At 51.2% G+C, this 13840-nt stretch carries 10 protein-coding genes; 8 read left to right on the plus strand and 2 right to left on the minus strand.

What is annotated here, in order from left to right; genetic code table 11:
- Window positions 1–840: 840 nt before the first annotated feature.
- From ACI1P2_RS31015 to ACI1P2_RS31045, 7 genes are all read left to right on the plus strand, one after another.
- Window positions 841–2202, plus strand: coding sequence for an FAD-dependent oxidoreductase (locus tag ACI1P2_RS31015; RefSeq protein ID WP_355327561.1), 1362 nt, complete (start codon window positions 841–843; stop codon window positions 2200–2202).
- A 405-nt stretch (window positions 2203–2607) separates the two neighbouring features.
- Window positions 2608–3459: a formate/nitrite transporter family protein gene (locus ACI1P2_RS31020; RefSeq protein WP_355327564.1), complete on the plus strand. Its 852-nt coding sequence runs from the start codon at window positions 2608–2610 to the stop codon at window positions 3457–3459.
- A gap of 389 nt (window positions 3460–3848) precedes the next feature.
- Window positions 3849–5915: a molybdopterin-containing oxidoreductase family protein gene (locus ACI1P2_RS31025; RefSeq protein ID WP_355327587.1), complete on the plus strand. Its 2067-nt coding sequence runs from the start codon at window positions 3849–3851 to the stop codon at window positions 5913–5915.
- A gap of 102 nt (window positions 5916–6017) precedes the next feature.
- Window positions 6018–7250: an MFS transporter gene (locus ACI1P2_RS31030; protein WP_355327567.1), complete on the plus strand. Its 1233-nt coding sequence runs from the start codon at window positions 6018–6020 to the stop codon at window positions 7248–7250.
- A gap of 176 nt (window positions 7251–7426) precedes the next feature.
- Window positions 7427–7924 (plus strand): GNAT family N-acetyltransferase, encoded by a 498-nt coding sequence (locus ACI1P2_RS31035; protein ID WP_355327570.1) that lies wholly within the window; start codon window positions 7427–7429, stop codon window positions 7922–7924.
- A 110-nt stretch (window positions 7925–8034) separates the two neighbouring features.
- A complete protein-coding gene (locus ACI1P2_RS31040; RefSeq protein ID WP_355327573.1) occupies window positions 8035–8820 on the plus strand; it encodes an SDR family oxidoreductase in 786 nt (261 codons plus the stop codon).
- 93 nt (window positions 8821–8913) lie between these two features.
- Window positions 8914–9897, plus strand: coding sequence for an ABC transporter substrate-binding protein (locus ACI1P2_RS31045; RefSeq protein WP_408976395.1), 984 nt, complete (start codon window positions 8914–8916; stop codon window positions 9895–9897).
- An 80-nt stretch (window positions 9898–9977) separates the two neighbouring features.
- Here the strand turns inward: ACI1P2_RS31045 and ACI1P2_RS31050 are convergent, their stop codons facing one another.
- On the minus strand, window positions 9978–10526 hold the full coding sequence (locus ACI1P2_RS31050; protein ID WP_355327578.1) for a GNAT family N-acetyltransferase: 549 nt from the start codon (window positions 10524–10526) through the stop codon (window positions 9978–9980).
- A 108-nt stretch (window positions 10527–10634) separates the two neighbouring features.
- Window positions 10635–11342, minus strand: coding sequence for a copper amine oxidase (locus ACI1P2_RS31055; protein WP_355327581.1), 708 nt, complete (start codon window positions 11340–11342; stop codon window positions 10635–10637).
- Window positions 11343–11652: 310 nt separating this feature from the next.
- Between ACI1P2_RS31055 and ACI1P2_RS31060 the strand changes: the two genes are divergently transcribed.
- Window positions 11653–13335 (plus strand): glutamine--tRNA ligase/YqeY domain fusion protein, encoded by a 1683-nt coding sequence (locus ACI1P2_RS31060; RefSeq protein ID WP_355327584.1) that lies wholly within the window; start codon window positions 11653–11655, stop codon window positions 13333–13335.
- The last annotated feature ends 505 nt before the right edge of the window (window positions 13336–13840 follow it).

A 13840-nucleotide genomic window follows, 5' to 3' on the forward strand; every position in this document is an offset into this window, starting at 1 on the left:
GGTCTCCGCTCATCTCTTCGCTTTTCAAGGCAGTAAAATCCTGCGAATGAGTGAGCATTCGTGAGAAAACACCTTAAATACGAGGGACGGTTGTCGGTGAGCTTATTTCCCGTTTTTTCGTAGTTAAAGGGGATGTTTTGCCTAAATAAGCGCACCTACAACTGTTAGAAAAGAAACCTTCGTTTTCTCGGCTGAATAAGTGCAATGACACCCGTTAAAAAAGAAAGTACCGGATAGATCGATCCTTCGAAGTAAACCCTTTGGTCAAGCCCTGACTTCTGGATTGAGCCATTATTATTCTCAATTTTAGGAGCTTTATAGCAAGTTGCTACGTTATAAAAGTAGATGGATTATTTTCCATATAAAACGTATTCACATATTGGAGGTGGTCATACAAATTCGTATAACAAGGAATTTGGAGGGATGATTAGCGCATGGTGTAATAATTTTCATAGTAATGGAAGTCTTGACGAAGCATTAAATGTGGCGAAGCAGATTGCTGAACATGAGTAATACATTGCAGGCAGCCTTCAAGGGCTGCCTTTTTTAGCGAGATGTTACGCTGAAACAGCAGCAGAAGGCATAGTCAGACAGAGCGTGGGAAAGCTAATAAAAAAAGCGTCCCTTACGCCAACTGTGAATAAAATGTGAATCCCCGCAAAAAGATATTGCATTGTGAAATAGATCACATTATAATAAAGCCATGAAGTGAAATAAATCACATAAGCAACCGCTATAAAGTGAAACAATTCACAATAATTTTGTCCTATATCTTTTTCAATTTCTTTTCAAGCAAGTCCGGTTTCAGACATTTTAATTACACCTGAGGAGGCTACACAAATGAAAATTGCAGTTATCGGATGCACACACGCTGGGACAGCAGCCATCGTCAATACCGCCAAATTATATCCGGACGCGCAGATTACCGTTTATGAGCGCAATAATAATATTTCGTTTCTTTCCTGCGGGATTGCGTTGTATGTCGGCGGGGTGGTGAAGGACCCTGAAGGCCTGTTTTACTCATCTCCACAGCAGCTTGCAGACCTGGGCGTAGTCACCAAAATGCTTCATGAAGTGACTTCGGTGGATACGAAAACCAAGTCGCTGCGCGTACGCAATCTTGAAACGCAAGAGGAGTTTACGGATACGTACGACAAGCTGATTATGACGACAGGCTCGTGGCCGATCATTCCGAAGCTTGAAGGCATCGAGCTTGACAATATTTTGCTCTCAAAGAACTATAACCATTCCAACACCATTATTGAAAAAGCGAAAAACGCCAAACGGATTACCGTCGTAGGCGCCGGTTATATCGGTATCGAGCTCGTGGAAGCTTTCCAGATGAATGGCAAGGAAGTTACCTTGATCGACAGCATGGACCGCATTTTGAACAAATATCTGGACGCCGAGTTTACGGACAGAATAGAGAAATCATTGAAGCAGCAAGGTATTCAGCTTGCCCTGGGGCAAACGGTTAACCGCTTTGAGGGCCGGGACGGAAAGGTTGCGAAAGTCATCACCTCTAAAGGGGAGTATGAGACCGATCTGGTCATTCTCTGCATCGGCTTCCGTCCGAATACCGATTTGCTGAAAGGTCAGGTCGATATGCTGCCGAACGGTGCCATCATCGTCAACGATTACATGCAGACCAGCAATCCTGATATTTATGCCGCTGGTGACAGCTGTGCCATTCATTATAATCCTACGGGTAAAAATGCATACATCCCGCTGGCCACAAATGCGGTCCGGATGGGGACGTTGATCGCCCGCAACCTTATGCAGCCGACCATCCCATATATGGGGACCCAGGGAACTTCGGGCATCAAAATATATGAACAAAATATTGCAGGAACAGGCTTGACCGAAACAGCGGCAAAAGACGAAGGGATGCAGGTAGAAGCAGTTACGATTGAGGACAGCTACCGTCCGGAATTTATGCCTACAGCGGAAAAGGTACTGCTGAAGGTTGTATATGAACGGGATTCCCGCCGGATCGTCGGTGCGCAGCTGATGTCCAAAGCCGAGCTTACACAGTCGATCAATACCCTGTCGGTTTGCATTCAGAACCGGATGACCGTCGATCAGCTGGCATTTATCGATTTTTTCTTCCAGCCGCATTACAACAAGCCATGGAATTTCCTGAATACAGCCGGGCTGCAGGCTCTTCCACCGGTGAAAAACAAGGAAGCTGTAACTCTGTAATAATCTGCTAAAAAAATCTGTGATATTGTTCACTTAATTGCCATGAAATCCGGCTCTGCCAGCTCTCTGAATATTGTAAAATAAAAATATCAAATATTCAGATCATGATTTATGATTTATGGAATAAAGGGGGAGGAACCGTCTTGTTTTGGATTGCATTTATGATTGTACTCGGAGCAATCGGTTTTGTGGCTATCAGCTGGTTTATGAAGCAGCTTGAGAAAGAAGAATACAATTAATTATGATATTGTTATACATGCAGCTTCCTTGAGGAGGCTGCTTTTTTGCATATATGCCATCTTTTTCTCATCTGAGTATGTGATTAATTTCACTACTTCTATCTCTGTGACCTTCTAAACTGAAAGAAACAGAAGAAGTGGTGCAGCAAAGGAAGGGGAGAAGAGAATGGCAACTTATAAACCGAAGCAAATTGCGGAGCTGACGGTCGAAACCGGTGTCCATAAAGCCTATAATACGTGGCAGACGTCCGTCATACTTGGCTTTCTGGCAGGCGCTTTTATCGCGCTTGGCTTTTTATTGGACATCAGGGTGATCGCAAACGCTCCCGCAGAATGGGGGAGTATCGCCAATTTTATCGGCGCTGCAGTGTTCCCGGTGGGACTGGTGCTTGTATTGCTGGGCGGGGGTGAGCTGCTGACCGGAAACATGATGGCGGTTCCCTTGGCCCGCATGGCCGGCCGCATCACGACGGGGGAGGTTGTACGCAACCTTGTGCTGATCACGCTGGGGAATTTTGCCGGCGCACTGTTCGTCGCTTATTTTTTCGGTCATGTGGTGGGTTTGACGGCGAGTGGTCCTTATCTTGATAAAGTCGTGGAGATGGCAGGACACAAAATCCATGATTCCATCTGGCAGTCCTATTTGTCCGGTATCGGCTGCAACTGGCTCGTCGCGCTGGCGGTTTGGCTGTCCTACGGCAGCGACTCCATGAGCGGAAAAATTATAGGCATCTGGTTCCCGACCATGGCCTTCGTGGCCATCGGGTTTCAGCACGTTGTGGCCAATATGTTCCTGATTCCGGCGGCGATCTTTGCGGGCCACTTTACATGGCTCGATTATGTCCGCAATTTTGTGCCGGTATGGCTGGGCAATCTGACGGGCGGAAGCCTGTTTGTGGCGGGGGCCTACTGGCTGGCATATTTGAAGGATTTTAAGGCCGAACCGAAGACGCACCCCCTGATCATTCAGGAAAAAGAGGCTGCCCATCCGCAGACAGCGCCAGACCAGGCTGTATAGTCTAAAATAAATTCGCCATGTCAGGTTCGGGGGAACGTAACCTGGCATGGCGAATTTTTTGGGAGTGGTCCATGTATGGCAGGAGGCAGAGTGTGCGCTCTTCCATCCTTGCCTTGATTATTTCTTACCCTGCAAGCAGATTCTTGAAACAGCCCGCTATAAGAAAAACGTCTATAGGCATAATACGCAGCAAGCGGACCGTGTTAGCGGTAGTTTTTCTTGTGATTACAGCATAGTCCAGCTCCGCTAAAAACTTAAAATTCTATAATCTTCAAAAAATTATAGTATGATAGTGAAAAACATTACGGACATTGGAGTGCCGGAAGAGGGGGGCCAGAATGGTTCAGGATATCAGCATCAACAGGGAAAACAAGAATGGCAAGACATGGATGACGGATGTGGCTGACGGTGTGTTTCCGGCCGTATGTCCGCTGGATTGCCCCGATACGTGCGGGCTGCTGCTCCATAAAGAGAATGGCAAAATTGTAAAAGTGGCGGGCGATCCCAATCATCCGATCACGAAGGGCGCCATCTGCAACAAAGTCCGCAATATGGCGGAAAGGATATATCACCCCGAGCGGCTGCTGCATCCGCTCAAACGGACAGGACCAAAGGGTTCGGGGCAATTTAAGCGGATTACATGGGAGGAAGCCCTTGCAGAAATTACAGACCGTTTCCGGGACTTCATGGCCAGCCATGGTCCGGAGTCGATTCTTCCTTACAGCTTTTACGGCAATATGGGCAAGCTGAGTGTGGATGGCATGGATCGCCGCTTTTTTAACGCATTGGGCGCCAGCGAACTGGAGCAGACTATCTGCAATTCGGCGGGTAATGCCGGATGGGTACATACGATGGGGTTTTACGGGGGAGTAAGCCCGGAGGACCTCGAGCATGCGGATTTGATTATGGTCTGGGGCGGCAATATTGTCAGCACCAACATGCATCAGGTCGTGCTGGCCGAGAAAGCGCGCAAGAAAGGGGCCAAGATCGTTGTCATCGATGTGCACCGCAACCGGACCGCCCAATGGGCCGATTGGTTCATTCCTTTGCATCCCGGAACAGATACGGCACTCGCTCTGGGCATGATGAATGTGCTGTTCGCGCAAGGTCTGACGGACCTGCCTTTTATGGAGCGTTACACCGTCGGTCATGAGCTTCTGGAGGAGCATGTGCGCGGCTGCACGCCTGAATGGGCGGCCCGCATAACGGGGGTGCCTGCTGCGGATATTGTCCGGCTGGCGGAAATGTACGGGCGCTCGCACGCCGCCCATATCCATGTCGGCAATGGCCTGCAGCACCATGACAACGGGGGCATGAATATAAGAACGATAGCCTGTCTGCCGGCCCTCACAGGTCATTGGCAGCGGCGTGGCGGCGGGGCGACAAAATCGAACAGCGGTTATGCCAAGCTGAACAGTGCTGCACTGGAACGCCCGGATCTGCGGCGAAGTCCGCAGGCGCGCCATATTAATATGAACCGGATCGGCAAAGCGCTGCTGGACAATGAGAAGCCGGTTATGGGGCTGTTTGTATATTGCTCGAATCCGCTGGTCGTTGCTCCCGATACGGAGAGAGCAATCCGCGGCTTCCAACGGGAAGACCTGTTTACCGTCGTCCACGATTTGTTTATGACGGACACGGCGAAATATGCGGATATCGTTTTGCCCGCCGCTTCATCTTTTGAAAGCACCGATTTGTTCACTTCCTACTGGCATCATTATATCCAGCTTCAGGAGCCTGTCATTGAACGGGTCGGGGAGAGCAAGAGCAATTATGAGTTATTCTCCTTGCTGGGGCAGATGATGGGTTTTGACAGCGAAGCCTTTAGTGAGAGCGAGGAAAGCATGATCCGCGGAGCTTTGAACCATCCTGTCAATCCTTATTTGAACGGGATTACGCTGGACGCGCTGCAGGAGCATCGGCATGTGAAGCTGGATATGAGTCCGCAGGCGCGGTTATTGGAGAAGCTGCCGACCCCCTCGGGCAAGATCGAGCTGTATTCTAAAACGCTGGAGCGGGCAGGACTGCCCGGCTTGCCGACTTATATGCCACTGCAAGAAGGCTATGACGGCGAGCGCAGGCCGGAACCGGATGCCTTGTATCCGCTCATGTTCATCTCTCCGCCGAACCACAATTTTCTGAATTCGACCTTTGCCAACGTTCCGAAACATCAGGAGTTGGAAAAGGAGCCTCTGCTGCAGATTCATCCTGAAGATGCAGCGGCACGGGGAATCGCGGACGGCGATAAAGTGACGGTATGGAACGACAGGGGAACTTGTGAACTGCATGCAAAGGTTGTGGACCGGATGCTGCCGGGCACCGTGATCAGCCAGGGGCTCTGGTGGGATAAAGACGGGCAGCGGCAGCGTGCGAATGTACTGACGCCGGACAGGCTGGCAGACATGGGAAAAGGCGCCGTGTTCTTCTCGACTGCTGTTAATGTAAAGCGTCAATGAATGTGCTTGCCGGATGAGCGCATGTAGGCGATACTGATGGATGTGTCATGATATTCTTACATGATTAGTCAGTCTGCTGATGTGCGATGAGGGGTATTATTCATGAAATTTCTGCAATCCTATCCTAAAGAAGTAAGAGTTTTTTTGATCGCCAGTCTGGTGAATTCTGCCGGAGGCTCATTGATGTGGCCGCTGATCACGATGTATGTCTTCGACGAGCTTGGGCATACGATGAGCGACGCCGGTTTTGTGATTTTGATCCAGTCGCTCGGCGGTATAATAGGACAGCTGCTAGGAGGGGCACTCTACCACCGTGTGGGCGTGAAAAGGCTAATCGTGGGTTCGCTGGCCATGAACGCGTTTGGGCTGTTAGCACTGCCTTTTACCAGCCAGCACTGGTTCATTTTCGTGATCATGATGGGCTTCATCGGCTTTTCCAACGCTATGTCCATGCCTGCGATTCAGGCCTTTATCGGCTTCCGGTTTGCCGACCGGCGCGGGGAATTGTTTAACGTGGTGTATGTAGCCAATAATATCGGGGTGGCGCTCGGGACAGCTCTAAGCGGTGTGCTGGCTGATTTGTCCTATCACCTGAGCTTCGTGCTGAACGGCCTGACGGCAGCCTTGTTCGCCCTGTTCTTCTTCACCTACCTTACCAAGGTGGACAAAGAAGAAGGCGAGGTTCATTTGAGCAAGCGCAGCAGCGCTTCCGGGGAGCTGCCGCTGCCTGTGCTGCTGCGGGATATGCGCATCTATATGTATATCGGGTTGGGGACCTTGTTTCTATGGTTCGGCAACTCGATTTGGAATAGCGGTGTATCTCCGTTCATCATCGAGGAGGGGATGCCCAAAAGCATGTATGGCCTGCTTTGGACCTTGAACGGCATTCTGATCTTTGCCGCACAGCCGCTCGTTTCCTGGATTCGGCGCAGCTGGACCACAACGACTTCTTCCCAGTTGATTGGCAGCGGTATTTTTTATCTTGCCGCCTATATTCTCATGATAGTTACCCAAACCTATACGGGGATGATTCTTGCGATGGTGCTGGCAACAATTGGCGAAATGTTGATGTCCCCTGCTATTCCGGCGTTTTTATCGGAGCATGGCGGCAAAGGGGCGCCATTTTACATCGGGCTGGCCGGCGGGATTGGCGCGGCCGGGCGGGTATTCGGCCCTTACGCCATGGGCGTGCTGTACGACCAAGCAGGCCTGGCTCCGGCGGTCTGGCTGGCGGCAGCTACGGCTGTGCTCTGCATCCTGTTCTACGTGCTGCATGGCTGGCTGAACCGCAGCCGGATACAGAGCGAGATGGAGGTCGTGCGGAGCGGATATTAACTGCATGAAGCGGTTATTAACCATTTGGTCTTTACCCCGGTTATGCTGATAAATCCATTTGTCTGCGGCCCTTCTGTCCTGCATGCACTGCAGAGTGGAAGGGCTGCTTTTTTTAGTCCCCTGTGTGCTACAATAGGTTCAAGCCAAACCTGCAAGAAACGGAAGGATTGATTGATATGACGTTAAGCCAAGGCTGGGTATTGCGTCCTTCAGAGCTTAAGGATGCCTCGCAAATTATGGCACTGGACGAGCTTGTGTGGGATGAGCAGACAACTCCGGCTCCGTTGAACAGGAGCTCGCGGGAAGAGTTTCTTCGTCATTCCCCGCCGGGGTCGCAGCTTGTCGCAGTTAAAGATGAAACGGTGTACGGTTATATCGGGTTCGAGCCCCCTACCTCGCTCCCCAGCAACAGCCATGTGCTGTCCATTCATATCGCCGTTCATCCTTCCTGTCAGGGGCAGGGTGTCGGCAGGCTGCTTATGGATGCCATGAAGGAGCTGGCGGCTTCCCGGAGCATTCGCAAGCTCAGCCTGCGGGTCCTGTCATGCAATGAGGGAGCCGTAGCTTTTTACCGAAAGAACGGGTTCGTGGAGGAGGGCAGGCTAAAGGCTGAATTTTTCATTTCAGGCACCTACATAGACGATATTTTAATGGCTTATCATATGGAAGATTAATTGGCCCGGATTGACGCAAGCGTCCATTGCGGCACTCCGCCGTTTCTTTCGGGTGCATGAGTGTAATCGGTCAGTAAGACAATATGCATTTATTAGGGAGGAGAATGGATATGGATCTTCATTTGACGAACAGAAAAGCACTCGTGGCCGCTTCCAGCAGCGGACTTGGCAAAGCTATCGCCGCACAGCTGGTGGCTGAAGGAGCGGACGTGATGCTTGTGAGCCGCAATGAGAGCAAGCTGACAGAAGCACGTGAAGAATTGGCCAAGCTTGGCGAAGGCCGCGTGGAGTACACGGTGGCGGATGTGAAGGATAAGGGTGACGTGGAAAGACTGCTCCAGCGGACGGGGGAGCTGTTCGGACGGATTGACATTTTGGTGTGCAATTCAGGCGGCCCGCCGGTAGGAAAGTTTGAGGAGCTAACGGATGAGGACTGGGAGCACGCCTTTCATCTGAACTTGCTAAGCTATGTCCGGCTGATCCGCGGAGCGCTGCCTTATATGAAGGAGCTGGGCGGCCATATCGTGAATATGACCTCCACCTCCATCAAACAGCCAATCCCTGGCCTCGTTCTCTCCAACACGTTCCGGACGGGCGTGGCGGGCCTGACCAAGACATTATCGCAGGAGCTCGCTCCGTACGGCATTCTGATAAATACGGTGGCGCCGGGGCGAATCGAAACGGACCGGATTGTACAGCTCGATAGCAAAAAGGCGGAGCAGCTGGGAGTGCCCTTGGAGCAAATTCAGGAACGGAGCCAGGCTGAAATCCCCCTCGGACGCTACGGTACGCCTGAAGAGTTTGCAAAAGCGGTCGTATTCCTGCTTTCCGGGGCCAATACGTATTTGACCGGTACAACACTGGTGGTGGACGGCGGGCTGGTACAAGCGCTATAACGGCCTGGGTGGAAAATAAATACATTTGACTCTCCAATTGATAATCATTATCATTAGAACATAATGAATTATGCAGAAATGAGGAGAGTTGTGTTGAGACAAGTTATGTTTTCAAGTAAAAGGACGATGAGCTTCCTCACGGGAATCATCTTGCTTGCATTGCTGCTGTCCGCATGCGGACAAGCACAGCCTGCGGCGCAGCCGGAAGGCTCGGATACGAATCAGGCTCCGGCGGGTACGGCGGCAGAGCGTACGGTTACGGATGCCATGGGGCATAAGGTCACGATTCCGGCAAATCCACAGCGGGTGCTGGCCCCCTATCTGGAGGACCATCTGTTGACGCTGGGCGTGACCCCGGTTGCACAGTGGTCGGTTCAAAACGGCAAAAAGCAGGACTATCTGGAGAAATATCTGAAAGACGTCCCATTAATGCCATACGATATGCCTCCGGAGCAGGTCTTGGACGCCCAGCCTGATCTGATCATTATCAATTCCGAATCGTTGGTGCAAAAGGGGTTATATGAGCAATATTCTGCCATTGCCCCTACTTATGTGCTGGGTGATAAGGTCTCCTCCGACTGGAGACAATCGCTGCTGAAAATCGGCGAACTGCTGAACAAGCAGGCGGATGCCGAGAAGGCCGTGGCAGATTACGATGCCAAAGCAGCGGCTGCCAAGAAAGAGCTGCAGGGAGTGGCGGGCGATCAATCTGTGGCCATATTGTGGCTTACCCAGAAAAATTTCTATATCGTTGATCCTAAGAAATCGAGTGGAGCCGTTGTATATGGCGATCTTGGATTGAAGGCTCCCGCATTAATGGTAGAGGCCGATTCAGATGCTTCCTGGACCTCAATCACGCTTGAGAAGCTGCCTGAGCTGAATGCAGACCATATCTTTCTGATCAACAGCAACAAGGGGGCAGGCTCGGAAACGCTGGAGCGTCCGATTTGGAAGGCCCTTCCTGCCGTCCAAAAGGGCCATGTCTACACGATGGATTCAAAGGGCAGCTGGCTGTACAGCGGGAAAATTGCCAACGAAGCCATGATCGATGACGTATTAAAGGCCATGGTCAAGTAACTCGGTACTAAAAGACAAAGAACCTCCGGCTTCACGAATTCGTGAGTAACCGGAGGTTCTTTTTTTGGTTGGATGAGTTGCTACCGGAGCTGCTTCCATTCCTTTTGCAGCATGCCGTACACGGCAAAATTGGCATAGCCTGAAGACAGCTTTTGCGCTTCACGGATAATTCCTTCAAGCACAAAGCCCAGGCGCTCGGGAATGCCGCGGCTGCGGCGGTTGCCTGTGGCGCAGCGGATTTCGACCCGGTGCAGATCAAGATCAATCAGAGCATGTTCCACGAAAGCGCGGCAGGCGCTCGTCATAATGCCCTGTCCCTCATAAGCCCGGCCAAGCCAATAGCCGATGCTCACGGAGCGGCTGCTCCAGTCAATGGGATGATAGCTGATCATTCCCGCAAGCTCATTGTCCACCCAAATGCCCGCCGCGAAAGCGCCGTTTTCGGCAGCCTGCTTCATCGCGCTGTGCACAAACTGCTCAGTATGGCTGATCTCGGTTGTTGAATCAACCCAGGGCAGCCATTCCCGGAGACGGTCGCGCGACATTTCAGTCAACTCGTACAATGCCTGCACGTGCTCTCTGGCAATAGGCTTGAGAACGGTGCGTTCGTCCAGTTCGTATGTAAACAAAAGCGATCCCCTCTTCCTCTCCTAAATGCTGACAGGCCGTATTTCGGCCATAATATTTTATGCTACATGATTCCCGGAGTGTCGTCAAAAGGGCCAAAGACACGTTTTTTAGTGGTACGGGACGAAGGTCGCCTGATCGATCAGGAACCGGCCTTCTTCAAATCGGTAGACAAGCTCGAAATCGCCGACAAATTCGGAGGGCGAAACGCTGCCGGAAACGGTCGCGCGCAACTCATTAAGACTGGTGTCATAAACAACGTAGGAAGTGAAATCAAGCGCTGAATAAAAATTGGAAGGGTCGTCATAAAATTCTGACGGTTTTAAATCAAGCAGTGTAAGCTGCCCGCGGAAGGCCACTTCGATCTTGACGGGCTGCTGCCCGTCCCGGGCATCCACCTTCGAGGAAGCCTGTGACTGTACGAAGTGTCCCGCATCTTCAACGGGATATTCCGCAAGCGTCTCCAGATTGACGACATGGATTTTCTGCACTTCGGTGCCGGTACCTGATATGACGCTCAAAATTACGACGGCTTCTTTTACACCATCCTGGTTCACATCCTGTACATACAGCTGGGGAGGGGAAGCTTCAGCTGTGGAGCCTGTCCAGTCGTAGGCCTCAAACCGGCCGTTCGCCTGTAGAATGGCTTGGTGGAACAGCCCGCCCTCTTCAGGGCCGCGGTACAGCTCAACGGAGGTGTCTTCAAGAGCTGTGGCAATCCGCTGTGCGGAGTCCGGTGTGAGGGCCGGAGCGGCGGGCAGCGGGCTGGAGGACGTCAGAAGGGTGGACAGAAGGAGAGCGGTAAGCAGCCTCATCATGGGAAGGCCTCCTTTCTTCTTTAAATAGTTTTCTATATATTTCAGGTCCGGTGCGGACGGTTGAATTTGATTGTAAAAAAACAGCTAACTTTAGTATAGAGTAAAGAGTCATAGAAATCGTTACCTCTTCTTAACCTTTTTCTTTTTTTCTTAGACAGAAAAAGTGTAATTTATTTTGTGTTTCGGCATAAGGGCCCATTTTATTGAACATTCCGGTACGAAGAGGTATATTTAAGGGAAACATGTTTAGGCAGTAGTTTTCTGCTAATACTCGAGACAAGCGATTAAACGCACAGAAAGGTTGATATGCGTGGAGAAGCCAAGCACTCCCCCGAATTTTATCAAAACGGTCATTGAAGAAGATCTCCGCAGCGGCAAGGTGAAGGAAGTCGTAACCCGCTTCCCGCCGGAGCCGAACGGTTATTTGCATATCGGTCATGCCAAGGCCCTCTGGATTGATTTTACCCTGGCTGACGAATTTGGCGGACGGACGCATCTGCGCTTTGACGACACAAACCCGGCCAAGGAAGAAGAGGAATACGTCAAGTCCATCCAGGAGGATGTCAAATGGCTTGGTTATGAATGGGAGGAGCTTCGTTTTGCCTCCGATTATTTTGAAGAAATGTATGAGCGGGCCGTGCTGCTGATCAAGAAAGGCAAGGCGTACATTGATGATCAAAGCGCTGAGCAGATCCGCAAGACCCGCGGCACGCTAACGGAGCCTGGCACGAACAGCCCATACCGCGACCGCAGTGTAGAGGAGAACCTGAAGCTGTTCGAAGAAATGCGCGCAGGCAAATACCAAAACGGCGAGAAGGTGCTTCGCGCCAAAATCGACATGGCCTCCCCCAACATCAATCTGCGCGACCCGGTATTGTATCGTATCTCGCATACTCATCACCACAACACAGGGGATAAGTGGTGCATCTATCCGATGTATGCTTATGCGCATCCGCTTGAGGATGCCATTGAAGGCGTGACGCACTCCCTTTGCTCGCTGGAGTTCGAGGATCAGCGCCCGCTGTACGACTGGGTCGTCGCTGAATGCGAAATGGAGCATGTGCCGCATCAATACGAATTCGGCCGCCTGAACCTGGCGCAGACGGTCACCAGCAAGCGCAAGCTGAAGCTGCTCGTTGACGAGAAGCATGTTGACGGCTGGGACGATCCGCGCATGCCGACCATTTCGGGGATGCGGCGGCGCGGGTTCACGCCTGAAGCAATCCGCAATTTTGTATTTGAGACCGGCATTTCCAAGGCATATGGAGAGATCGACCTGCAGGTGCTGGAGCACTTCGTGCGTGAGGATCTCAAGCTGAAGGCTCCCCGCACGATGGCGGTCATTGATCCGCTTAAGGTAGTTATTACGAACTATCCTGAGGGACAGGTCGAGATGCTGGAAGCGGAGAATAACAGCGAGAATCCGGAAATGGGCACACGGCAAATTCCGTTTTCCCGTGAGATTTACATCGAACGTGATGATTTTATGGAAGACCCGCCGAGCAAATATTTCCGTCTGTTCCCTGGCAATGAGGTGCGGTTGAAGCATGCGTACTTTGTCAAATGCAACGAGGTAATCAAAGACGCGGACGGCAATGTGACGGAGATTCACTGCACCTATGATCCGGAAACGAAGAGCGGAACCGGGTTCACGGGCCGGAAGGTGAAAGGAACGATTCACTGGGTTGAAGCCAGTCAGGCGGTGCCTGCTGAATTCCGTCTTTACGAACCTCTTATTCAGGCGGAGAATGCGCTGGAGGATGAGGAAGATGGGGAAGAGAAAACTTTCCTGGATCAATTGAACCCGAATTCGCTTGTGATCGCTAAAGGCTTTGTGGAACCGGACATGAAAGAGGCGAAGCCGCAGGACAAGTTCCAGTTTTTCCGTCACGGATACTTTAACGTGGATCCGAAGTTTTCACATCCGGGACATCCGGTGTTTAACAGGGTCGTATCCCTTAAAAGTTCTTTCCAGCTGCCGAAAAAGGGATAAACAGGCCGCGGACATCAATGTATCATAGAATTCAGGCGCTTCAGCCGGCGATCGTAGTACAGGTGCGATACCGGCGGAAGCGTCTGTTCTTTGGTTGCCGAATATCGAGGCAGGAAGTAGGCCCGATCGAAGGCACTAGCGTTGCATTAACTCTTGCATAAGACAACTTGTAGCCCTGATACTTCCGATTTCTGTCAAAGCTCAGGTTTTTCGAGCAGATCGTGCGTCCACCGGAAATCTAACGGTTGTAGCAGCTACTATTTTACGAAAAAAAGACCTTTTCAAATTCTGACGGTCGTGATCGGCGTTATTTGCCTTAATCAAGGCGAAAATATCCGGGTTAAGTGAAATAAGCGCCACGGCAACCGTCATAATTTGAAATCAACGTTTTTGGAACTAATAGCAGTCGTGGCAACCGTCCCTCGTATTTAAGGTGTTTTCTCACGAATGCTCACTCATTCGCAGGATTTTACTGCCTTGAAAAGCGAAGAGATGAGCGGAGACC

Source organism: Paenibacillus jiangxiensis, assembly GCF_046098255.1.
Classification (GTDB): domain Bacteria; phylum Bacillota; class Bacilli; order Paenibacillales; family Paenibacillaceae; genus Paenibacillus; species Paenibacillus jiagnxiensis.

Coding starts and splice junctions, on each gene's coding strand:
- ACI1P2_RS31035 (WP_355327570.1), top strand. CDS start 7,427: ATGACGTTAAGCCAAGGCTGGGTATTGCGTCCTTCAGAGCTTAAGGAT.
- ACI1P2_RS31020 (WP_355327564.1), top strand. CDS start 2,608: ATGGCAACTTATAAACCGAAGCAAATTGCGGAGCTGACGGTCGAAACC.
- ACI1P2_RS31055 (WP_355327581.1), bottom strand. CDS start 11,342: ATGATGAGGCTGCTTACCGCTCTCCTTCTGTCCACCCTTCTGACGTCC.
- ACI1P2_RS31030 (WP_355327567.1), top strand. CDS start 6,018: ATGAAATTTCTGCAATCCTATCCTAAAGAAGTAAGAGTTTTTTTGATC.
- ACI1P2_RS31040 (WP_355327573.1), top strand. CDS start 8,035: ATGGATCTTCATTTGACGAACAGAAAAGCACTCGTGGCCGCTTCCAGC.
- ACI1P2_RS31025 (WP_355327587.1), top strand. CDS start 3,849: ATGACGGATGTGGCTGACGGTGTGTTTCCGGCCGTATGTCCGCTGGAT.
- ACI1P2_RS31015 (WP_355327561.1), top strand. CDS start 841: ATGAAAATTGCAGTTATCGGATGCACACACGCTGGGACAGCAGCCATC.